This is a genomic window from Paracoccus sp. NSM, assembly GCF_052379855.1.
Lineage (GTDB): Bacteria > Pseudomonadota > Alphaproteobacteria > Rhodobacterales > Rhodobacteraceae > Paracoccus.
On the sequence record NZ_JBQTCG010000010.1, the window covers coordinates 70,193 to 91,451 of the forward strand.

The 21,259-nt window shown below is 67.3% G+C and carries 17 protein-coding genes; 7 read left to right on the plus strand and 10 right to left on the minus strand.

Features of this window, described 5'->3' with window-relative positions:
* The first annotated feature begins 16 nt into the window (after positions 1 to 16).
* Positions 17 to 1,093, plus strand: coding sequence for a BMP family ABC transporter substrate-binding protein (locus tag ACTZWU_RS13595; RefSeq protein ID WP_444737901.1), 1,077 nt, complete (start codon positions 17 to 19; stop codon positions 1,091 to 1,093).
* A gap of 275 nt (positions 1,094 to 1,368) precedes the next feature.
* Here ACTZWU_RS13595 and purU read toward each other — a convergent pair whose 3' ends face one another.
* The 3 genes from purU to ACTZWU_RS13610 all read right to left on the minus strand — a co-directional run bounded on the left by purU (position 1,369) and on the right by ACTZWU_RS13610 (position 5,463).
* Positions 1,369 to 2,253 carry a formyltetrahydrofolate deformylase gene (gene purU, locus ACTZWU_RS13600; RefSeq protein WP_444737902.1) on the minus strand — a complete coding sequence of 295 codons (885 nt, stop codon included), beginning with the start codon at positions 2,251 to 2,253 and terminating at the stop codon, positions 1,369 to 1,371.
* 138 nt (positions 2,254 to 2,391) lie between these two features.
* On the minus strand, positions 2,392 to 3,558 hold the full coding sequence (locus tag ACTZWU_RS13605; protein ID WP_444737903.1) for a M20 aminoacylase family protein: 1,167 nt from the start codon (positions 3,556 to 3,558) through the stop codon (positions 2,392 to 2,394).
* A gap of 72 nt (positions 3,559 to 3,630) precedes the next feature.
* A complete protein-coding gene (locus tag ACTZWU_RS13610; protein WP_444737904.1) occupies positions 3,631 to 5,463 on the minus strand; it encodes an ABC transporter ATP-binding protein in 1,833 nt (610 codons plus the stop codon).
* 245 nt (positions 5,464 to 5,708) lie between these two features.
* Here ACTZWU_RS13610 and ACTZWU_RS13615 point away from each other — a divergent pair, with 245 nt between their 5' ends.
* From ACTZWU_RS13615 to ACTZWU_RS13625, 3 genes are all read left to right on the plus strand, one after another.
* Positions 5,709 to 7,412: a peptide ABC transporter substrate-binding protein gene (locus ACTZWU_RS13615; RefSeq protein ID WP_444737905.1), complete on the plus strand. Its 1,704-nt coding sequence runs from the start codon at positions 5,709 to 5,711 to the stop codon at positions 7,410 to 7,412.
* Between the two features lie 119 nt (positions 7,413 to 7,531).
* Complete coding sequence (locus ACTZWU_RS13620; RefSeq protein ID WP_444737906.1) at positions 7,532 to 8,539, plus strand: ABC transporter permease; 1,008 nt, start codon at positions 7,532 to 7,534, stop codon at positions 8,537 to 8,539.
* Entirely contained in the window at positions 8,532 to 9,509 is a 978-nt protein-coding gene (locus ACTZWU_RS13625; protein ID WP_444737907.1) for an ABC transporter permease, read from the plus strand. Before ACTZWU_RS13620 ends, ACTZWU_RS13625 begins: the two co-directional genes overlap by 8 nt.
* A gap of 143 nt (positions 9,510 to 9,652) precedes the next feature.
* On the opposite strand, the gene ACTZWU_RS13630 is transcribed toward ACTZWU_RS13625, so the two are convergent.
* Genes ACTZWU_RS13630 through ACTZWU_RS13645 form a run of 4 tightly spaced genes read right to left on the minus strand, consistent with a single transcriptional unit; the run spans position 9,653 to position 13,792 of the window.
* Complete coding sequence (locus ACTZWU_RS13630; protein WP_444737908.1) at positions 9,653 to 11,989, minus strand: aldehyde dehydrogenase family protein; 2,337 nt, start codon at positions 11,987 to 11,989, stop codon at positions 9,653 to 9,655.
* Positions 11,990 to 11,996: 7 nt separating this feature from the next.
* Positions 11,997 to 12,935 (minus strand): deoxyribose-phosphate aldolase, encoded by a 939-nt coding sequence (gene deoC, locus ACTZWU_RS13635; protein WP_444737909.1) that lies wholly within the window; start codon positions 12,933 to 12,935, stop codon positions 11,997 to 11,999.
* On the minus strand, positions 12,935 to 13,498 hold the full coding sequence (locus ACTZWU_RS13640) for a DUF1523 family protein (RefSeq protein ID WP_444737910.1): 564 nt from the start codon (positions 13,496 to 13,498) through the stop codon (positions 12,935 to 12,937). The genes deoC and ACTZWU_RS13640 overlap by 1 nt, the downstream gene beginning before the upstream one ends.
* A gap of 12 nt (positions 13,499 to 13,510) precedes the next feature.
* A complete protein-coding gene (locus ACTZWU_RS13645) occupies positions 13,511 to 13,792 on the minus strand; it encodes a hypothetical protein (RefSeq protein WP_304617973.1) in 282 nt (93 codons plus the stop codon).
* A 173-nt stretch (positions 13,793 to 13,965) separates the two neighbouring features.
* Between ACTZWU_RS13645 and ccmI the strand changes: the two genes are divergently transcribed.
* From ccmI to ACTZWU_RS13660, 3 genes are all read left to right on the plus strand, one after another.
* On the plus strand, positions 13,966 to 15,195 hold the full coding sequence (gene ccmI, locus ACTZWU_RS13650) for a c-type cytochrome biogenesis protein CcmI (protein WP_444737911.1): 1,230 nt from the start codon (positions 13,966 to 13,968) through the stop codon (positions 15,193 to 15,195).
* Positions 15,192 to 15,662 (plus strand): Holliday junction resolvase RuvX, encoded by a 471-nt coding sequence (gene ruvX / locus ACTZWU_RS13655; protein ID WP_444737912.1) that lies wholly within the window; start codon positions 15,192 to 15,194, stop codon positions 15,660 to 15,662. Before ccmI ends, ruvX begins: the two co-directional genes overlap by 4 nt.
* A 120-nt stretch (positions 15,663 to 15,782) precedes the next feature.
* Complete coding sequence (locus ACTZWU_RS13660) at positions 15,783 to 15,962, plus strand: DUF1289 domain-containing protein (RefSeq protein ID WP_444737913.1); 180 nt, start codon at positions 15,783 to 15,785, stop codon at positions 15,960 to 15,962.
* On the opposite strand, the gene ACTZWU_RS13665 is transcribed toward ACTZWU_RS13660, so the two are convergent.
* The 3 genes from ACTZWU_RS13665 to ACTZWU_RS13675 form a co-directional block, all read right to left on the minus strand.
* Entirely contained in the window at positions 15,959 to 16,888 is a 930-nt protein-coding gene (locus ACTZWU_RS13665) for a DnaJ C-terminal domain-containing protein (protein WP_444737914.1), read from the minus strand. The two genes, ACTZWU_RS13660 and ACTZWU_RS13665, sit on opposite strands and share 4 nt — an antisense overlap.
* Positions 16,889 to 16,960: 72 nt before the next feature.
* On the minus strand, positions 16,961 to 18,019 hold the full coding sequence (locus ACTZWU_RS13670; protein WP_444737915.1) for an aldo/keto reductase: 1,059 nt from the start codon (positions 18,017 to 18,019) through the stop codon (positions 16,961 to 16,963).
* A 145-nt stretch (positions 18,020 to 18,164) separates the two neighbouring features.
* Positions 18,165 to 21,251 carry an efflux RND transporter permease subunit gene (locus ACTZWU_RS13675; protein ID WP_444737916.1) on the minus strand — a complete coding sequence of 1,029 codons (3,087 nt, stop codon included), beginning with the start codon at positions 21,249 to 21,251 and terminating at the stop codon, positions 18,165 to 18,167.
* Positions 21,252 to 21,259: the final 8 nt, after the last annotated feature.

Genomic DNA, 21,259 nt, shown 5'->3' on the forward strand with positions numbered 1-21,259 from the left:
ACAGAGGAACAGACCCATGCAACGCAGAACCCTTCTGGCAACGGCCTCGGCCCTGATGATGACGCTGGCCGCCCCTGCCCTGGCACAGGACGAGCCGCTGAAGATCGGCTTCATCTATGTCGGCCCGGTGGGCGACGGCGGCTGGACCTATCAGCACGACCAGGGCCGCCTTGCGATCGAAGCTGAGTTCGGCGACCGGGTGGAAACCACCTTCATCGAAAGCGTCCCCGAGGGCGCCGATGCCGAACGCGCCCTGACCCAGCTGGCGCTGGCCGGCAACCAGCTGATCTTCGCGACCAGCTTCGGCTTCATGGACCCGGTGATCAACGTCGCCCAACGCTTCCCCGACGTGAAGTTCGAACATGCGACCGGTTACAAGACCGCCGAGAACGTCGCGACCTATGACGCGCGCTTCTACGAGGGCCGCGCCGTGATCGGCACCATCGCCGGCCACATGACGGAATCGAACAAGATCGGCTATATCGGGTCCTTCCCGATCCCCGAAGTGATTCAGGGCATCAACTCCAGCTTCATCCATGCCCGCAAGGTGAACCCGGATGTCGAGATGCGGATCGTCTGGGTCTACAGCTGGTTCGACCCCGCCAAAGAGGCCGAAGCCGCCAACGCCCTGCTGGCCGAAGGCGTGGACGTGATCATGCAGCACACCGATTCGACCGCGCCCCTGGCCCAGGCCCAGGCCGCAGGCGCGATCGGCTTCGGCCAGGCCAGCGACATGGCGGCCTTCGCCCCCAGCCCGCGCGTCTCGTCGATCATCGACGACTGGTCGCCCTATTACATCAAGCGCGTGCAGGCGGTGCTGGACGGCACCTGGGAAAGCGGTTCCAGCTGGGCCGGGATCGGCGAGGGCGAGGTCGTGATCGGCGAAATCACCGACGCGGTCCCCGAAGAGGTCAAGGCCGAGGCGCTGGCCCTGCGCGACGCGATCGGTGCGGGCGAATACCATCCCTTCACGGGCCCGCTGAACAAGGCCGACGGCACCGTCTGGCTGGCCGAGGGCGAAACGGCATCGGACGCTGATCTGCAATCGATGAATTTCTACGTCGAAGGCATCACCGCGCAGATCCCGCAGTAAGAAAGGGGGGCGCTGCCCCCCGTCCCGTTCCGGGACTCCCCCCGGGATATTTCAACCAAGGCAAAGAAAGTGACGCCCCGCTTCACATGGAAGCGGGGCGTTTTGCCTTGGACGGTCATCGGCGTCCCCGCCTGTACCGTGCCTCCATTCATAACGCTTGCGGGTTAAGCAGTGGTTAACGGCATTTGCCTTGGGCCAAATATCCTGCGGGGGGAGTCGCGCTTGCGCGACGGGGGGCGCAAAGCCCCCCTGCCCGGCTGCGGCAAGCGCGAAGTTCAGCCCATGCGCTCGCTGGCATAGCTGCCCGGCGAGGGCGGAAAGACGACGGTCTTGTCGCCGTTCAGGAAGACGCGCCCGTGGATATGGGCATGGATCGCGCGGGCGAGGACCTGCGCCTCGACATCGCGGCCGAGGCTGACGTAATCGGCGGGCGATTGGGCATGGGTCACTCGGACCGTGTCCTGTTCGATGATCGGACCTTCATCGAGGTCGGCGGTGACATAGTGGCTGGTCGCGCCGATCAGCTTCACGCCGCGTTCATAGGCCTGCTTGTAGGGGTTGGCGCCCTTGAAACTGGGCAGGAAGGAATGGTGGATGTTGATGATCCGCCCCGACATCTGCTGGCACATGCGGTCCGACAGGACCTGCATGTAGCGCGCCAGAACGATCAGATCGGCGCCTGCTTCATCCACCACGCGCATCTGGGCGGCCTCGGCCTCGGGCTTGTTCTCGGGCGTGACCTTGATGCAGTGAAACGGGATGTCGTGGTTCACGACGACCTTCTGATAATCCATGTGGTTCGAGATGACGCCCACGATCTCGATCGGCAGCGCCCCGATCCGCCAGCGATAAAGCAGGTCGTTCAGGCAATGCCCGAACCGGCTGACCATGATCACGACCTTCTTCTTGACCGCATCGTCGGACAGATCGACCTCCATCCCGAAGCGGGCCGCGATGGCCGCGAAATCCGCGCGCAGGCTGTCCAGCGTCGCCGCCCCCTCGGAGCGGAAGCTGACGCGCATGAAGAAACGGCCGGTTTCGGAATCGTCGAACTGGGCGCTGTCGGTGATGTTGCAATCCGCATCCGCAAGCGCGCCCGAGATGGCGGCGACGATGCCGCGGGTCGAGGCGCAGGTCACGCGCAGGGTGTAGCTGTTCATGCGTCGGTCGTTCCTTGAGATCGGACGTGAGAAGGGCGCGAGACCCCGGCCTCGCGCCCTGTGACATTTCCCCTGATCGCCCGCCAATGACAATCCGTTTGCGACGGGGCGCAGCCGCGCCGCGACATCGGGTCGTGGTCAGGCGGCGGGCAGGCGCGCCTCGACCATGCCGGCATACCAGCTTGCGCCTGCGGGGATCGTCTCGTCGTTGAAATCATAGGCAGGGTGGTGGACCATCGCCGTGTTGCCATTGCCGACCCAGATATAGGCGCCGGGGCGTTCGTTCAGCATGTAGCTGAAATCCTCGCCGCCCATCATCGGCTCCATATCGGTCTTGATGTCGCCGGCGATGCCGCGCGCCACATCCGCCGCCCATTCGGTCGCCTGATCGTCGTTCATGGTCACCGGATAGCCGCGCTGGTAATCGACGACCGCCGTGGCGCCCATCGCCGCCGCGACATGGGTGGCGACGCGGGTGATGCCCTCTTCCAGCTGGTCGCGCACGCTGGCGTCGAGGCTGCGGGCCGTGCCTTTCAGCGTCACGACCTGCGGGATCACGTTATGCGCGGTCGAATCTGTCGAGACCACGCAGACCGAGATCACCGCGTTCTTCAGCGGGTCGATGTTGCGCGAGACGACCGATTGCAGCGCGACGATGATTTGCGCCGCCGTCAGGGTCGTGTCGATGCAGTCATGGGGCTTGGCCGCGTGGCCACCCTTGCCGGTCACGGTGATGTCGAACTGGTCGGCGGCGGCCATCATCGCACCCGGCTTGATGGCGAAGCTGCCCACCGGCAGGCCGGGCATGTTGTGCATGCCGTAGAATTCGTCGATCTTCCAGCGATCGACCAGGCCGTCCTGAACCATCGCCAGACCGCCGCCGCCGCCCTCTTCGGCCGGCTGGAAGATCACCACGGCCGTGCCGTCAAAATTGCGCGTCTCGGCCAGGTATTTCGCCGCGCCAAGCAGCATCGCGGTGTGACCGTCATGGCCGCAGGCATGCATCTTGCCGGGCACTTTCGAGGCATGAGGCGCGCCGGTCTGTTCAAGGATGGGCAGCGCATCCATATCGGCGCGCAGGCCGATCACTCGGCCGCTATTGTTCGTGCGCCCCTTGATCACGCCCACGACGCCGGTGCGGCCCACGCCTGTCGTCACCTCGTCACAGCCGAATTCGCGCAGCAACTCGGCCACCCGGCCGGCGGTGCGATGCACCTCGTAAAGCAGTTCGGGGTTCTCGTGAAAATCCCGGCGCCAGGCGGTGATTTCGGGCAGCAATTCGGCAAAGCGGTTCTTGACGGGCATTTGTTCGGTCTCCTTCACGGCGGCAGCGTGGCGATTTCTTGCATCATCTGCAAGAGGCTGGATACCGCCTGCCTAGGAATGCGTCACCGGATCGACCAGCACGCGATGGCCCGGCGCCACCTCGCGGTAGATCGAGGGCTTGGCTGCGTAATCCACCGGATGGATGGGCGAGGGGATGGGGCGGAAGTTCAGATCCTCGCTGATCTTCTTCTGGCGCGGATCGGCCACCGGCACCGCGGACATGAGCTGCCGGGTATAGCTGTGCTGGGGGTTCTCGAAGACCTGCTGGCGGGTGCCGATCTCGACGATGCGGCCCAGATACATCACGCCGACATGGTGGCTGACGCGTTCCACCACCGCCATGTCATGGCTGATGAACAGCATGGAAATTCCCAGATCCTGCTGCAATTCCATCAGCAGGTTCAGCACCTGCGCCTGCACCGAGACATCCAGCGCCGACACGGCCTCGTCCGCGATGATCAGCTTGGGGTTCAGGGCCAGCGCGCGGGCGATGGCGATGCGCTGGCGCTGGCCGCCCGACATCTCGTGCGGGTAGCGGCGCATGAAGCTGCGGGGCAGTTCGACCCGGTCGAACAGCGCCGCGATCCGGTCCTGCCGTTCGCTGCGCGAGCCGATGCCGTAATTCTCCATCGGTTCGGCGACCTGATCATACAACTTCATATGCGGATCGAGGCTGGCGAAGGGGTCCTGAAAGATCATCTGCATGTCGCGTCGCGCCCGGCGCAAGGCGCGCGGCGACAGGGCCAGAACATCGGTGCCGCCCAGATCGACGCTGCCCGATTCAGGTTCCACCAGACGCAGGATCGACCGGCCGCAGGTGGATTTACCGCAGCCCGATTCGCCGACCAGAGACAGCGTCTCGCCGCCGTTCAGGGTGAAGCTGACATCCTCGACCGCGTGGACGCGCGCGACGGTGCGGCGCAGGATGCCGCCCTTGACCGGAAAGCGGGTGGTCAGGTTATTCACCGTCAGCAGAGGCTTGGGATCGGTGACGATGATCGGCTGGGGTGCCGAGACGCTGCCGTCGCCCATCAGGCGCAGGCGTTCGGGGGCGGGCTTGCCTGTCATCTCGCCCAGACGCGGCACCGCGGCCAGCAGCATCCTGGTGTAATCCTCGCGCGGGTTCTCGAAGATCTGTTCGACAGGGCCTTCCTCGACCTTGTTGCCCCGATACATGACGACGACGCGATCTGCCATCTGGGCGACCACTGCCATGTCATGCGTGATGAAAAGAACGGCAATCTGCTTTTCACGCTTCAAGCGGTCGATCAGCGCGAGGATTTCGGCCTGGATCGTCACGTCCAACGCAGTGGTCGGCTCGTCGCAGATCAGCAGACGCGGCTCGCAGGCCATCGCGATGGCGATGACGACGCGCTGGCGCATGCCGCCCGACAATTCGTGCGGATACTGGTCCATGCGGCGTTCGGGCTCGGGGATGCGGACCTGGCGCAGGATCTCCAGCGCGCGGGCGCGGGCGGCCTTCTTGTCCAGCCCGCGATGGGCGATCAGCCCCTCGGTCAGCTGGTCGCCGACGGTAAAGACCGGGTTCAGCGCGGTCATCGGCTCCTGAAAGATCATGCCGATCTGGTTGCCGCGGATGTCGCGCATCGCGGCCTTGGGTTGGCGCGCCAGATCGATCGGCTTGCCGTCGCCCGTGTCGAACATCAGGCTGCCGCCTGCGATGGTGCCGCCGCCATATTCGACAAGCCGCATCAGCGACAGCGAACTGACCGACTTGCCCGACCCGGATTCGCCCACCACGCAGACACATTCGCCCGGCTTGATGTCGAAGCTGACATCCTTGACGCCCACCACGACACCGTCATTGGTTTCGAATTCGACACGCAGTTTCTCAATGGAAACAAGCGGTTTTTCGTCAAGCATGGCGCGCCCCCGGAACAGTCCAAGTGGCAAGGCTAGCCAATGCCCTGCGAAAGTCAAAGCCGAAACCGCGCGCGCGACCTTGCGCGAATGGTCTTGCTTTTGGCGCGGGCTTCATTCGATGATGCGCGTATTCCGCCCGGGGCAGCCCGATGCTGACAGAGGCGGGACAGACCGAAAGGACGGCCCCGAAGAAGGCCGGTGTGACGTGACTGCCCCACGCACACGACACCCAACAGGAGAGAGTGATGAAACTGAGAACCGTGTTGATGGGCGCCGCCGCCACGCTGGTGCTGGCACCCGCCGCGATGGCCGAACGCGGCCGCGATGGCCAGCTGAGCATGATCCTCTGGCAGGCCCCCTCGACGATGAACCCCTATCTGTCGGGCGGCACAAAGGAGATGATCGCCTCCAGCCTGACGCTGGAACCGCTGGCCGGTTTCGATGCGCAGGGCATCATGTATGCGCGTCTCGCCGCCGAACTGCCCAGCATCGAGAATGGCGGCATCGCCGAGGACCTGCGCTCGGTCACGTGGAAGCTGCGCGACGATGTGAAGTGGTCGGACGGCAGCGACTTCACCGCCGATGACGTTGTTTTCACCGCCGAATACTGCATGCATCCCGAAGGCGGCTGCTCGCAACTGGCCAAGTTCGAGGGCGTCGCCTCGGTCGAGGCGGTCGACCCGCACACGGTCCGCATCAACTTTACCGAACCCCGTCCCGACCCCTTCACCACCTTTGTCGGCTCGCAGACCCCGATCCTGCAAAAGGCGCAGTTCCAGAACTGCCTCGGCGCCAATGCGCCCACCTGCACGGACCAGAACTTCAACCCGATCGGGACGGGCGGCTTCCGCGTGACGCAGTTCCTGACCAATGACACGATCAGCCTGGAAGCGAACCCCGAATACCGCGACCCGGCCAAGCCCGCCTTTGCCACGGTGCTGGTCAAGGGCGGCGGCGACGCGGCCGGCGCCGCACGTTCGGTCCTTGAGACGGGCGAGTTTGACTATGCCTGGAACACCCAGCTGGCCCCCGATGTCATCGCCGGCATGGTCGCGGCCGGGCGCGGGACCGTCTCGGCCGCCTTCGGCAGCCTGGTCGAGCGGATCCACGTGAACCTGACCGATCCTTCGTCCTCGCTGCCTGCCGACGAGCGTTCGACCCGCGCGCATCCGCATCCCTTCCTGTCCGACCCGGCCGTGCGCCGCGCGCTGTCCATGGCCATTGACCGCGAATTGCTGGTCGAGATCGGCTATGGCACCGCCGGTCAGCCGACCTGCAATTATGTCCCCGCCCCCGAGGCCTGGGCATCCGACAACACCGACTGTCTGACCCAGGACATCGAGGGCGCGAACGCGCTTCTGGACGAGGCGGGCTGGGTGCGCGGCCCGAACGGCATCCGCGCCAAGGACGGCGTGGAACTGCGGATGGTCTATCAGACCTCGGTCAACGCGGTGCGCCAGGACTTTCAGGCGCTGATCAAGCAGTGGTGGTCCGAGATCGGCATCGAGACCGAACTCAAGACCATCGACGCCTCGGTCTTCTTCGGCTCGGATGCGGGCTCGCCCGACACGCTGCAGAAGTTCTACGCCGACGTTCAGATGTATGCCGACAACTTCGACGGCGTGAACCCGACGGCCTATCTGTCGAAATTCACCTGCAACAAGGCGCCCTCGCCCGCGAACCAGTGGCAGGGCGAGAATACCAGCCGCTTCTGCGACGAGGAATATGACCGCCTCGTCAGCCAGCTGGGCGGGATCATCGACCCCGAGGAACGCGCCGCCATGGGCCGCCGCATGAACGACATGCTGACCAAGGACAGCAATGCGATCATCCCGCTGGTCTATCGCGGCACCGCGTCGGCGCATTCCAACACGCTCGGCGGCGTGGAGCTGAACGCCTGGGACAGCGAGATCTGGAACACGGTGGACTGGTACCGCATCCAGCAGTGACCGTCTCGCCGCCCCGGTCCGCGCGACCGGGGCGGCGCCCCTCTTTCCCGGCCCCGCAGCCCCTGCGCGAGGCCGCGACAGAGAGGCGGCCCATGCCCATCCCTTCCCGTTGAGGCGCCATGCTGACATTCACCATCCGCCGACTTTTACTGGCGATCCCGACCCTTCTGTTCATCTCGCTGGTGATCTTCCTGCTGCTCGAGGCTTCGCCGGGTGACCCCCTGGGCGACGTGCCGCTGACCGTGCCGCCAGAGGTCCGCGAACGCATGCGCGCCGCGCTTGGCCTGGGCGAGCCCTGGCCCATCCGCTATGTGCTGTGGCTCAAGCAGTTCTTCTGGGTCGAGCCGCTCTACTGGACCGACCGCTGGTTCGGGACCAGCTTCAGCGAGGGGATGCAACGCATCGTCAGCTTCCAGTCGCGCAGCCCGGTCTTTGATGTGATCGCACAGCGCCTGCCGCAGACGCTGACCGTCGTGGGGATGTCCTATGTCGTAGGCATCCTGATCGCGATCCCTATCGGCATCATCTCGGCCTATCGGCAATACAGCCTGTTCGACCAGATCGGCACCTTCGTCTCGATGATCGGCTTCTCGATGCCGACCTTCTTCACCGGGGTCGTGCTGATCATCGTCTTCGCGGTGAACCTGCAATGGTTTCCGTCGGTCTATGACACGACGCTGGTCGTGCGCGACTGGGACAGCTTTCTGGCGCAGGCCCGGCAGATGGTGATGCCGGTGATGGTGCTGGCGCTTTACAACGCCGCGCAGATCAGCCGGTTCATGCGGTCCTCGATGCTGGACAACCTCAGCCAGGATTATATCCGCACCGCGCGGGCCAAGGGCCTGTCGGAACGCAAGGTGGTTCTGAAACATGCGCTGCGAAACAGCCTGATCCCGGTCGTGACGGTGATCGCGCTTGGCCTGCCCGCGGTCTTCGGCGGCGCGATCATCACCGAACAGGTGTTCCGCGTGAACGGTCTGGGGCAGCTTCTCATCTCGTCCATCTACGCCAACGACATCCCGATGGTGATGACGCTGACCTTCATCTTCGCCATCCTGATCGTGGTCTTCACCCTGATCGCAGACATCCTTTATGGCGTGCTCGACCCGAGGATCCGCTATGACTGAGCCGCAACGCCCGACCCCCGACCTCGCCTCCGCCGGAGGCGCAGCCACCCCCGCCGCGCTTTCGCCCCCCGTGGTTCCGGACGGCGATAACAAGCATCGCAGCCAATGGTCCGACATCTGGCGCCAGTTCCGTCGCCATCGCGGCGCGATGGTCGCGCTGGCGGTCTTTGTGGGGATCATCCTCTTCGTTTCGGTCGGCCCCCTCATCTGGAGGATAGACCCGACCTTCGTGGACATCCGGGCCCGCAACCAGGGCTTCTCGCTGGCGCACCCTCTGGGCACGGACCAACTGGGCCGCGACCTGCTGGCGCGGCTGATGGCCGGGGGGCAGGTCTCGATCGCGGTCGGCCTGACGGCGATGGTGATCGCGATCTTCCTCGGCAGCCTGATCGGCGTCCTGTCGGGCTACTTCCGCAGACTCGACGCGCCGCTGATGCGGATGACGGAGCTCTTTCTCGCGCTGCCCCTGCTTCCGCTGCTTCTGCTGATGGTGACGCTGTTCCGCGAACCGCTGTCGCAGAATTTCGGCTCGGCCTTCGGGGTCTTCCTGCTGATCGTCGCGGCGATCGGCGCGACCAGCTGGATGCAGGCCGCCCGTATCGTCCGGGGCGAAGTCCTGGGCCTGAAGGAACGCGAATTCATCCTGGCCGCACGATCCATCGGAACGCCCGCCCACAGGATGATCCTGCGCCATGTCCTGCCGAACGTGATGTCCCCGATCATGGTCGCCGCCACGCTCGGCATCGCGACCGCCATCATCACCGAATCCGCGCTCAGCTTCCTGGGGCTCGGCTTCCCGCCCGACTTCCCCACCTGGGGCCGGCTGCTCTTCGACGCGGTCGATCAGATGGTGCTTTACCCTTGGCGGGTGATCTTTCCGGGGCTTCTGATCTCGCTGACGGTGCTTTGCGTCAACTATATCGGCGACGGACTTCGCGACGCGATGGACCCGCGCATCCGGGGTCGGTAAGGGGGCTCTGCCCCCGTCGCCTGACGGCGACTCCCCCGGGATATTTCAACCAAGGCAAAGGGCATTTGCCTTGGCTGAAATATCCTCGGGGGGGTGAATTGGCCGAAGGCCAAGAGGGGGGGCGGAAGGCCCCCCTTTCGACCTCAATAGGCAGCGCCGCCGCTGCCTGCGGGCAGGGCACCATAAGGCAGCCAGATGGTCTTGCAGCGCGTCGCATAGCGCAGGAAATCCTCGCCCTGCGCCTGCGGTCCCGTCCAGTCGCGGTTCTGGATGCCGAAGACCGGCTTGAGGTTGCCCGACGCCGCCCTGTCGATGGCCGCGCGTTCCTGCGGCGGGCCAGCGTGCCAGAAGGCAGCGACCTCGTCATGGGCGGCAAGAACAGGAGCCAGTTCCGCGCGCGCACCCGTCACGATGTTCACGACGCCGGCGGGCAGGTCCGAGGTGTCGAAGACCTGATAGAGGTCCGTGACCGGCAGCGGGTCGTTCTGCGAGGGGATCGCCACGACCGTGTTGCCCATCGCGATGGCGGGCAGGACCAGCGACAGGAAACCCGTCAGCGGTTGCGCGTTCGGGCATGCGATGCCGATCACGCCATGGGGTTCAGGCAGCACATTCACCAGATGCCCGGCCTTGGCCTGTACATTCGCGCCGTCGAACTTGTCGGCCCAGGCGGCATAGTGGAAGATGCGCGCGATGGCGGCCTCGACCTCGGACTGGCTGGTGCGGCTGGCGAATTCGAAGGCGCGGGCCGCAAGGTTCTCGGCCAAGAAATAGAGAACCTGCGCGCGGCCATGACCGCCCATCGCCGCCCATTTCCCGGCTTTCGCCGCCGCCTCGACCGCATTGCGGATATCCTTGCGCCCGCCAAGGGGCGCAAGCCCCCCCGGCACCGCATACATCGCGCCGCCATCCGGGCGCTTCTGCGCGCCGCCGATATAGAGCTTGGCCGTCCGGTCGATCGCCTGCCCTGCCGTCGTGCCCGGCTCGGGTGTGGCGACGGGCGCCGTGGTCGCCGCGTCGCGCGCTGCCCGGACCGGGGGTTCGGCCAGATAATCCAGCATTCCCGCCGCACCGCCTTCACGGCCATAGCCGCTTTCGCGGTAGCCGCCGAAGGGGGCCGCCGCGTCGAACATGTTGGCGCTGTTGATCCAGACCACCCCGGCCTTGATCCGCGCGGCAAGGTCGGTCGCGACGGTCGCGCTTTCCGACCAGACCGAGGCCGCCAGCCCGTAACGCGTCGCATTGGCCAGTTCGACCGCCTCATCGGCCGTGCGGAAGGTCGAGAGCGTGGCGATGGGGCCGAAGATTTCCTGCTCCATCCCCGGATTGGCGGGGGCGGTGTTCTTCAGGTAGCCGGGCGCGATGAAGCAGCCGTCCTGCGGCTGGCCGCCGACCAGTTCGGCGCCCGCCTCGGTCGCGGCGCGACAGATCGACAGGATGCGGTCCTTCTGCACCGGATCGACGATGGCGCCGACATCGGTCGATTTGTCCAGGGGCGGCCCGAGGCGCAGGCGGGCCATGCGGGCGCGCAGCAGGGCCTCGAACCGTTCGGCGACGGCCTCGGCCACAAGGATGCGCGATCCGGCGCAGCAGACCTGGCCCTGATTGAACCAGATGCTGTCCACGACCCCCTCGATGGCGGCGTCGAGATCGGCGTCCTCCATCACGACAAAAGGCGACTTGCCACCCAGTTCCAGCGTCAGCTTGCGCCCGGTCCCGGCCAGGGCGGTGGCGATGCCGCGCCCCACCTCGGTCGAGCCGGTGAAGGCGATCTTGTCCACCTGGGCCGCGACCAGCGCCGCGCCCGTCGCGCCGTCGCCGGTCACGATGTTCACGACGCCCGCGGGCAGGCCGACCTCAAGGCAGATCTCGGCGAAGGCAAGCGCCGTCAGCGGGGTGTATTCGGCGGGCTTCAGCACGACCGTGTTCCCCGCCGCCAAGGCGGGCGCGATCTTCCACGCAAGCATCAGCAGCGGAAAGTTCCACGGGATGATCTGGCCGCAGACGCCCAGGGGGGCATGGCCCGGAAAGCGCGTGTCGCGCAGTTCGGCCCAGCCTGCGTGGTGATAGAAGTGGCGCGCGACCAGCGGCACATCGATGTCACGCGCCTCGCGGATCGGCTTGCCGTTGTCCAGCGTCTCAAGCACCGACAGGAAGCGTTCGCGTTTCTGCACATGCCGCGCCAGCGCATAGAGGTGCCGCGCCCGTTCGGTGCCCGACAGCGCGGCCCAGCCCTTTTGCGCCCGGCGCGCGGCCTTGACGGCGGCCTTCACATCGGCCTCGGTCCCCTGGCTGACATGGGCCAGAACCTCGCCCGTGGCCGGGTCGCGGGTCTCGAAGGTCTCGCCCGGCTTCGTGAAGCTGCCGTTGATGAAATGGCCGAAGCGGCCGCGACGAGACAGCCAGTCGCGCACCGCGGCGCTGTCCTCGACCGAGGGGCCGTATTCCATCGTCTGCATGATCTTGCTCACTTGGCTCATCGGGTCCTCAGGCAATCGCTTGGCGGTGGGCCGCCGCGTAGCGTCCCGTCACATGGTGGCTGATCTGGCGTTCGATATCGCCCAGAAGGCTGGAGGCGCCGATGCGGAACAGGTCCGGGGCCAGCCAGTCGCGGCCCAGTTCCTCGGCCATCAGCACCTGCCAGCTGATCGCGTCCTTGGCGGTGCGCAGCCCCCCCGCGGGCTTGAAGCCGACCTTGATGCCGGTCTGGGCATGGAAATCGCGGATCGTGCGGACCATGACCAGGCTGACGGACAGGGTGGCGTTCACGCCCTCTTTCCCGGTCGAGGTCTTGATCCAGTCCGATCCGGCCTGCATGGCGACATGGCTGGCCTTGGCCACATTTTCCAGCGATTTCAGATCGCCGGTGGCCAGGATCGCCTTCATCCGCGCCGCCCCGCAGGCCTCGCGCATGGCGCGCAATTCGTCATAGAGCGCTGTCCAGTTCCCTTGCAGCACATGGGCCCGGGTGATCACGATGTCGATCTCGTCGGCGCCCTGATCCACGGCATAGCGGATCTCGGCCAGGCGCAGGTCCAGGGGCATCAGGCCTGCGGGAAAGCCGGTCGCCACGCTGGCCACCGGGATGCCGCTATTGCCCAGGGCGCGTTTCGCGGGCGCCACCATCGTCGGATAAACGCAGACCGCCCCGGTGGTCAGGCCGCTGACGCCCATCGCGTCCAGCAGGTCGGCCGCTATGGGCTGGCGCGCCTTGGCACACAGCCGCGCGACCCGGTCGGGCGTGTCGTCGCCCGCCAGCGTCGTCAGGTCGATGCAGCGCACCGCATTCAGCAGCCAGGCCGCCTGATGGTCCTTTTTCAGGCTGCGCCGCGCGGGCAGGGTCGCCGCGCGGCGTTCGACGGCGGGGGTGTTGATGCGGATGTTCTGGAACCAGTCCAGCCGCAGATCGGTGCCGGGATTGCTCATCATTGTCTCCTCAGGCGCGACAGTCCGCGCTGCCGGAACTGCGCCCACATCCGCCAGATCAGCACCAGAGCCGCCAGCAGGACGCCGCAGACCAGCATGGCGGGCCAGTTCACGGGCCGGTCCTCGGGGCCGGACACCGTGTTGATCGAGATCGCGTTGGGATAGGTCGAAAGCCAGGGCATCCGCCAGCCGTAAGAGGTGATGCTGACCCAGATCGGCTCTTGCGCGGTCGATTGCAGATTGTTCGCCTCGGCCTGAAGGTTCGCGCTGTCATATTTGAAATAGGGCGGCCAGACCCAACCGGTATCCTCGTTGCGATAGACCAGCACGCGGCCATTGGGCCGGATCGTGTCGATGAAGCGCACGTCGCGCTGGCCCTGCGCGTTCTCGACCGTGCCGGTGCTGTCGGCCGCCCAGAAGATCGAGGCCGAGGGCGGGATCGCGGTCAGCCGGTTATAGGTGTTGCTGATCCTGACGGTTTCACGCGACGGCAGCGCATAGTCCAGAAAGGCGAAGACCAGAACGCCGAACAGCACACCGGCAACGACACGGGCATAATACATGGACGGCACCTCCTAGCGCCAATTGACCGCGATGACGATGGCCAGCACCGCCAGCGTCGGCAGAACGAAGACCAGGGCCGTCAGCCGCGCCTTGAGGCTGCGTTCGAACCCCACCATCGAGCGCGCGATAAAAGCCCGCCGCGCGGGCGTGTCGCCCGCCTGATCGGGGTGGCGCGCATCCCACCGGTTCTCCAGCCGCTCCAGCCGCAGCGAGCGGACATAGATCCGCAACAGCACATAGAACACAAGCTGCACCACGAACATGACCAGAAACAGCCGGATCAATGCCGCCAAGATACGCGTCCCCCTTGCGTGCCACCGGGCAAAGCCTAGCACGCGGTCTTGGCGGGGGGCCAGATGTCGCGTCGCGTCAGACCCGGCAGGGGACAGATTGCCGTGATGCGCCAAAGGCAGCGCTTTCGTGCGCGGCCGAAGCCGGGTATCAGGCGAGCAATCGGAGGATTGCGATGTTCTGGATAATCAGTCTCGCCATGACGGCGATCGTGGCTCTGGTCGTTCTGGCGCCGGTCTGGCGCGGGCGGGCCAACAGCGAACCGGCGGCGGCCTATGACCTGCGCGTCTATCGCGACCAGCTGCGCGAGGTGGACCGCGATCTGGAACGCGGCGTGATCCAACCCGACGACGCGCAGCGCCTGCGCGCCGAGATCGGCCGCAAGGTGCTAGATGCCGACCGCCGCCTGACCGAGGCCCGCCCCTCGGGTCCGCAGGGCGGGGGCGCGGTCGCCGCCATCGTGCTGGTCGTGCTGCTGGCAGGGGGCTTCGCGCTTTACCTGCGCGAGGGGGTGCCGGGCGCGCCCGACATGCCCATCGCCGAACGCTTCGCCGCCGCCGAGGCCGCCTATCGCGCCCGCCCCAGCCAGGCCGAGGCCGAGGCCGCCGCAGCGCCGCGCTCTCCGGTGGATCTGAGTGAGGCCGATCCGGCATGGCTGGATCTGGTCGATCAGCTGCGCGCCGCCGTGGCACAGAACCCCGACGACCCGCGCGGCCTGTCGCTGCTGGTCACGAACGAGATGCGGCTAGGCAACATCGCCGCCGCGCGCGAGGCCGCGGAACGGCTGGTCGCGCTGCAAGGCGACCAGCCCGACCCGACCGACCTGATGCGCCTTGCCACCCTGATGATCGATGCCGCCGGTGGCCTGATCACCCCCGAGGCCGAGCAGCTTCTGGTCCGCGCCCTGCGCGCCGACCCGACCCAGCCTCAGGCGCGCTATCTTCTGGGCGTCATGCAGATCCAGAACGGCCGCCCCGACCGCGCCTTTCCGCTGTGGCGCCGCCTGCTTGAGGAAGGCCCCGAAAGCGCGTCCTGGATCCCGCCGATCCGCGCCTCGATCGAGGATCTGGCCTGGCTCGCCGGCATCGGCGATTACGTCCCCCCCGAGCCGGTCACGGCCCCCCTGCCCGGCCCCGACGCCACCAGCATCGAGGACGCGACGGCCCTGCCCGAAACCGACCGCCAGCAGATGATCGAGGGCATGGTCGCCGGGCTGCAATCGCGCCTTGCCGCCGAGGGCGGCACGCCCGAGGAATGGGCGCGGCTGATCCAGTCGCTTTCGGTTCTGGGCCGCGCGACCGATGCCCGCGCGATCTGGGACGAGGCGCAGGTGCGCTTCGCGGGTTCGGAAACCGCGCTGGCCCCGATCGCCGAAGCCGCGCGTCAGGCGGGGTTGATCCAATGATCCACGAGGACATCACCGAATTCGCCGCCGCGCTGCCCCGCCATGGCGGACTGGCCGGGCTGGATGTGGGCACCAAGACCATCGGCGTGGCGGTCAGCGACGGGCTGCGCCAGGTCGCCTCGCCGCTGATGGTGATCCGCCGCACCAAGTTCACGCAGGACGCCGCGCAGCTTCTGAAGCTGATCGAGGACCGGGCGCTGGCCGGGCTGATCCTCGGCCTGCCGCGCAACATGGATGGCAGCGAAGGCCCCCGCGCCCAATCGACGCGCGCCTTCGCCCGCAACCTGTCGGCGCTGACGCCCCTGCCCATCGGCTATTGGGACGAGCGTCTCTCGACCGTCGCCGCCGAACGCGCGCTGCTCGAGGATGACACGTCGCGCAAGCGCCGGGCCGAGGTGATCGACCAGGTCGCCGCAGGCTACATCCTGCAAGGCGCGCTGGACCGGCTGTCCTATCTTGCGCGCTGAGACCGCGCCGCGGGCCACCGCGCGCAGCGCGGCGCGGGGCCAAGCGGCAGCGTCCGGGCCGGGCTTTGCACGGCCCGTCCCCCGACCCCCTCGCGCCGTCCGACACGAAGCAGCCGCCAGATGACTGCGCCGGGCGCCCCCGCCAGCCCCTGCATCCGGCTTTGCCGGATCGACCCGGCCAGCGGGCTCTGCACCGGCTGCCTGCGCAGCCTCGACGAGATCGCGCGCTGGTCCGCGATGACGCCCACCCAGCAACAGGCGGTGCTGGACGCGCTGCCTGCCCGCCGAACGCCGCGCTAGTCCATCATGCCCCGGCGCGGATCATAGCCGTGATCCTCGCGCCAGATCTCGAAGAAGGCGCGCAATTGCGGATCGACGCTGGCGGGCATGGCGATCCGCAGCTCGACATGCTGGTCGCCCCCGTCGATCCCGCGCCCGCGCAGCCTCAGCCGCCTGCCGCTGGTCGCGCCCGCCGGGATGGTCAGGCTGACCGGCCCGTCGATGGTCGGCGCCTCGACCCGGCCGCCCAGCACGGCCTCGTCCAGCGAGATCGGCAAGACGATGTGGATGTCGTCACCCTCGCGGCGAAAGACCGGATGCGGTGCGACCGTGACATCCAGATAGGCGTCGCCCGGCGCACCCTTGCCCAGACCCGGCCCGCCCTTGCCGCGCAGCCGGATCTGCTGGCCGTCTCGCACGCCCTTGGGGATGGTCACGCTGATCTCGGCCCCGTCGGGCATCAGCAGGTCCATGCGACCGCCACGCGCGGCGGTCAGGAAATCGACCTCCAGCCCGTGGCGTAGATCCTCGCCGCGCCGGTCCATGCCGCCGCCCCGCCCGCCAAAGCCGAAGCCGCCGAAACCGCGCGGCCCGCCGCGCTGCCCGAAAAGGTCAGCAAAGACGTCGCCCAGATCGGGATCACCCGCCCCCGGACCGCCGCCGAAGGGACCGCCGCCGAAAGGCCCGCCCGCATGGGCGCGCGAATGGCGGGCGCGGGCCTGTTCATGGCCCTGCCCGTCGATCTCGCCCGCGTCATAGCGGCGACGCTGCTCGGGGTCCTTCAGCAGGTCGTAAGCCGCCGAGGCCGCCTTGAACCGCGCCACCGCCTCGGGGTCGGAGTTAAGGTCCGGGTGATCGGTCTTGGCGATGCGCCGATAGGCCTTTTTGATGTCTTCCGCGCTGGCCGTCCTTGCGACGCCAAGCACCTGATAGGGATCGCCTGTCATCTGGTTACCCTCTGAACTTTCTTGAACTTGCCCTCAAGATAGAGGCCCCGCGCCCGTCATCAATAGCGCCCCTCAATAAGGCATCGCATGGCTCTTGTGCAGCCGCTCGATGGCGCGGCGCAGATCGTCGGGCAGGGGCTTGCCCAGACCCGCGATCAGGTGGCGCAGTTGCGGCAGGGTCGTGGCCCCGATGATCGGCACATTCGCGAAGGGCCGCGTCAGCTGCCAGGCAATCGCCATATGCACCGGGTCCCAGCCATGCTCGGCCGCAAGCGCGGCATAGGCGGATGCGGCCTCAAGCCCGCGCGCCGTCTTGCGCCCGCCCAGATTGCCCTGCCCGCCCGAGGCCTTGTCAACCGCCGCCCGACTGCCCTCGGGCACCGCGCCGCCCGCATATTTGCCGCTGAGCAGTCCGGCGGCCAGCGGCGAATATGCCAAGAGGGTGACGTTCTCGTTCACCGCCGCCTCGGCCAGATCGGTGTCATACATCCGGTAGAGCAGCGAATACTCGTTCTGGATCGCGGCCATGCGCGGCGCCCCGATCCGGTCGGCGACATCGCACCAGCGCGCCAGCCCCCAGGCGCTTTCGTTCGACAGGCCCACGGCGCGCAGCTTGCCCGCGCGCACGCCCTCGGCCAAAGCCTCCAGCACGTCGGCCATGTGGTCCAGGGTCCGGGCCTTGTCCTGCCCTGACGGGTCAAAGCCCCAGTTCTGCCGGAACGCATAGGACCCGCGCACCGGCCAGTGCAGCTGATAGAGGTCGATCCGGTCCGTCTGCATCCGCCGAAGCGAGGCGTCGATGCAGGCCCGCACCGTCGCCCCGTCAAAGGGCGCCCCGTCGCGCACCATCTGGCTGGGTCCCGTGATCTTGGTGGCGATCTCGACCCGGTCGCGATGGCCGGTCCGGGCCAGCCAGCGGCCGATGATCTCTTCGGACAGGCCCACCGTCTCGCGGCGGACCGGGTTCACGGGATACATCTCGGCGCAATCGAGGAAGGTCATGCCGACATCCAGCGCGGCGTCCAGCTGGGCATGGGCCTCGGTTTCGTCGGTCTGGTTGCCGAAGGTCATGGTGCCAAGGCAGATCGCGCTGACCTCGACGTCGCTGCCGCCCAGTGTGGTTCTGTCCATGTCGTTCCTCATCCGATGTCGTGCCGCGCGGGGGCGCGGCGGATGCGACCGGGCGGGGCCCTTTCGGGCAGGCCCGGTCACCGCTGCGGGGACAATTGGACGTTTCGCCCGCCAGCGCAAGCCGCCCGGACGGGACTGGGCCGCCCTAGCCCGCCTCAGGCGCCGCTGCCCCAGCCCCGCCGGTATCCTTGCCGCCGACCCTGATGCCGAACATCAGGCCGTAAAGCACCGGCACCACGATCATCGTCAGCACTGTCGCAAAGGCCAGCCCGCCCATGATCGTCACCGCCATCGAGGCAAAGAACGCATCCGCCAGCAGCGGCAACATGCCGAAGATCGTCGTGACCGCCGCCAGAAGCACCGGGCGCAACCGGCTGATCGCGCCATCGACCAGCGCCGCAAGCGGCGGATCGCCCGCATGGCGGCGCGCGTCGATTTCCTCGACCAGCACGATGGCGTTCTTCATCAGCATCCCCGATAGGGACAACAGACCCAGAAGAGCGGTGAAGGTGAAGGGCAGCCCCGTCACCAGAAGGCCGAGCGACATGCCCGTGACCGACATCGGCACGACCAGCCAGATGATCGCGGGCTGCCGCAGCCGGTTGAACATGAGAATAGAGATCACCAGCATCACCAGGAAGCCAAGCGGCAGCTGCGCCCCAAGCGAGGCCTGCGCCTCGGTCGAGCTTTCATATTCACCGCCCCAGGCGATCGAATAGCCGGGCGGCAGGGGCATGGCCTCGATCATCGGACGCAACTGGCGGAAGGCCTGATCGGCGGTCAGCCCGCTGATGGCGTCGGCCTGCACGGTCAGCGTGCGGACCCGGTCGCGGCGATGGATCAGGGCCTCTTCGGCGCGCATCTCGATCCGGTCCACGACCTGGCTCATGGGGACGTAGCCGCCCGCGCCCTCGGACCAGACCGACAGGTCGATCAGGCCTTCGGGGCCGCTGCGTTCGGCCTCGGGGCGGCGCAGCAGGATCGGCAGCTGCGTGTCCCCCTCGCGCAGAGACCCGGCGCGCAGGCCCGAGCTGCCATAGAGGATCGTGTCCGCGATGGCGCTGCGGGTGATGCCCGCCAGACGCATCCGCGCCTCGTCCACCATGGGCACGATGGCCAGTTCCGGCTGGCGCCAGTCGTGGCGCAGATCGCGCAGCACGCCGCTGTCGCGCATGATCTGTTGCGCCTGTGCCGCAAGCGCGCGCAGCACCGCCGGATCATCGCCCGAGATCCGCAGCGCCACATCCGCGCCGGTGGGCGGGCCGAAGACCAGTTCCTCGATCCGCAGATGGCCTGCGGGGAATTCCGCGGGCAGCGTTCGGGACAGTTCGGCGGCCAGGGCGGGAATGTCCTCGGCCCGCTGCATCCGCACCAGCGCAAGGCCATAGGACGGGTCGGGCTGTTCGGGGGGATAGGTCAGCATGAAGCGCGCCGCGCCGCCGCCCGCGAAGGTGGTCACATCCGTCACGCCCGGCGCTTCGGCCAGCCGGGCGGCGATGCGTTCCAGATCGGCCTGGGTCGAGGCGATATCGGCGCCGCGCGGCAGGCTGTAATGGACATAGAACAGCGGCGTGGTCGAGGCCGGGAAGAACTGCTGCTTGACGCCCGCGAAAGCCATGATCGAGGCTACGGTGGTCGCCGCCACAGCCGCCACGACCAGCCAGCGCGCGCGCAGGCTGCCGCGCAGAAGCCAGCCATAGACCCGGTAAAGCCGCCCCGCATAGGGATCGCCCCCCGCCTTTCCGGAGGGTCGCAGCAGCCACGCGCCTAGCCAGGGCGTGACCGTGACGCCCAGCACCCAGCTGAGAAGCAGCGAAATGCCGATCACCGCAAACAGCGAGAACATGAACTCGCCCGTCGCATCAGGCGAAAGTCCGATCCCGGAAAAGGCCATGATTCCGATGATCGTCGCGCCCAGAAGCGGAATGCCGGTCGCGGCCTCGGTGTCGGCGGCAGCTTCCTCGGCGGTCTTGCCCTTGTCGATGCCGATCACCATCCCCTCGGCGATGACGATGGCGTTGTCCACCAGCATCCCCATCGCGATGATCAGCGCGCCAAGCGAGATGCGCTCCATCTCGATCCCGAAGATCGCCATGAACATCACGGTGGCCATCACAGTCAGCAGCAGCGTGCTGCCCACCACGATCCCGGCCCGCCAGCCCATCGCCACCATCAAGGCCGCCACCACGATGGCGACCGATTGCCCAAGGCTGACGATGAAGCCCGACACAGCCTGATCGACGACCTTGTGCTGTTCGTAGATGGGCGACAGCGTGACGCCGGGGGGCAATTCGGTCATCAGCTCGCGCAGCCGCGCCTCGACCGCGTGGCCGACCTCGACCACGTTGCGCGAGGTGATGGCCGAGACGCCAAGGGTAAAGACCTGCCCGCCGCCATGCGTCACGATCAGATCGGGCGTCTCCGAGATTTCGCGCCGGACGGTGGCGATGTCGGCCAGGCCCAGCTGGCCGGTCGTGCCCGCCTGACCGACGCGCAGCGCCTCGATCCCCTCGGGGGTGGCATAGCCGGGCGGCAGGCCCAGACGCAGCCGCGACAGGTCGCTGGCGACGGTGCCCTGCGCCAGAACCGCGTTGTCCGTCGCGATCGAGCCGACCAGCTGCGCAGGCGGCAGGCCCAGGCTTTCCAGCCGGGTCGAGCTGATCTCGACCACCACGTTTTCCTCGATCAGGCCGCCGATATCGACCTTGGCGACGCCGTCCACCGTGACCAGCCCGCGCCGAAGCTGACGCGCGATCTCGCGCATCTGGCGGGGCGAATACCCCTCGGCCGAGACGGCGTAATAGAGGCCGTAAACATCCCCGAAATCGTCGTTGATGATCGGATCGTAGACGCCCTGCGGCAGGCTGCCCCGCGCATCACCGATCCGGCGGCGCAATTCGTCCCAGACCTGCGGCATCTGGTCGGGGCCGTAGGTGTCCTCGATCTCGACCGTCAGTTGCGACAGGCCGGGCATCGACTTCGATTCGATGCGCCGCAATTGCGGCATCTGCTGGATGGCGCTTTCCAGAGGTTCGCTGACCTCGGATTCGACCTCGTCGGCGGTGGCGCCGGGATAGGGCGTGAAGACCAGCGCGGTCTTCAGCGTGAAGCCCGGATCCTCAAGGCGCCCGACGCTTCCCATGCCCCAGAGGCCACCAAAGACGCAGATGAGGATGATGATCCAGACCGAGACCGGGCGCCGGATCGAAGCGGCGGCGATAGAGGCACGCATGTCCGCCG

What these genes read in the sequence shown, in the direction of transcription:
- ACTZWU_RS13610 (WP_444737904.1), bottom strand. Translation starts at nt 5,463, where the DNA reads ATGCTTGACGAAAAACCGCTTGTTTCCATTGAGAAACTGCGTGTCGAA.
- ccmI (WP_444737911.1), top strand. Translation starts at nt 13,966, where the DNA reads ATGTTCTGGATAATCAGTCTCGCCATGACGGCGATCGTGGCTCTGGTC.
- ruvX (WP_444737912.1), top strand. Translation starts at nt 15,192, where the DNA reads ATGATCCACGAGGACATCACCGAATTCGCCGCCGCGCTGCCCCGCCAT.
- ACTZWU_RS13660 (WP_444737913.1), top strand. Translation starts at nt 15,783, where the DNA reads ATGACTGCGCCGGGCGCCCCCGCCAGCCCCTGCATCCGGCTTTGCCGG.
- ACTZWU_RS13675 (WP_444737916.1), bottom strand. Translation starts at nt 21,251, where the DNA reads ATGCGTGCCTCTATCGCCGCCGCTTCGATCCGGCGCCCGGTCTCGGTC.
- ACTZWU_RS13605 (WP_444737903.1), bottom strand. Translation starts at nt 3,558, where the DNA reads ATGCCCGTCAAGAACCGCTTTGCCGAATTGCTGCCCGAAATCACCGCC.
- purU (WP_444737902.1), bottom strand. Translation starts at nt 2,253, where the DNA reads ATGAACAGCTACACCCTGCGCGTGACCTGCGCCTCGACCCGCGGCATC.
- ACTZWU_RS13665 (WP_444737914.1), bottom strand. Translation starts at nt 16,888, where the DNA reads ATGACAGGCGATCCCTATCAGGTGCTTGGCGTCGCAAGGACGGCCAGC.
- ACTZWU_RS13670 (WP_444737915.1), bottom strand. Translation starts at nt 18,019, where the DNA reads ATGGACAGAACCACACTGGGCGGCAGCGACGTCGAGGTCAGCGCGATC.
- ACTZWU_RS13630 (WP_444737908.1), bottom strand. Translation starts at nt 11,989, where the DNA reads ATGAGCCAAGTGAGCAAGATCATGCAGACGATGGAATACGGCCCCTCG.
- deoC (WP_444737909.1), bottom strand. Translation starts at nt 12,935, where the DNA reads ATGAGCAATCCCGGCACCGATCTGCGGCTGGACTGGTTCCAGAACATC.
- ACTZWU_RS13595 (WP_444737901.1), top strand. Translation starts at nt 17, where the DNA reads ATGCAACGCAGAACCCTTCTGGCAACGGCCTCGGCCCTGATGATGACG.
- ACTZWU_RS13640 (WP_444737910.1), bottom strand. Translation starts at nt 13,498, where the DNA reads ATGTATTATGCCCGTGTCGTTGCCGGTGTGCTGTTCGGCGTTCTGGTC.
- ACTZWU_RS13620 (WP_444737906.1), top strand. Translation starts at nt 7,532, where the DNA reads ATGCTGACATTCACCATCCGCCGACTTTTACTGGCGATCCCGACCCTT.
- ACTZWU_RS13625 (WP_444737907.1), top strand. Translation starts at nt 8,532, where the DNA reads ATGACTGAGCCGCAACGCCCGACCCCCGACCTCGCCTCCGCCGGAGGC.
- ACTZWU_RS13615 (WP_444737905.1), top strand. Translation starts at nt 5,709, where the DNA reads ATGAAACTGAGAACCGTGTTGATGGGCGCCGCCGCCACGCTGGTGCTG.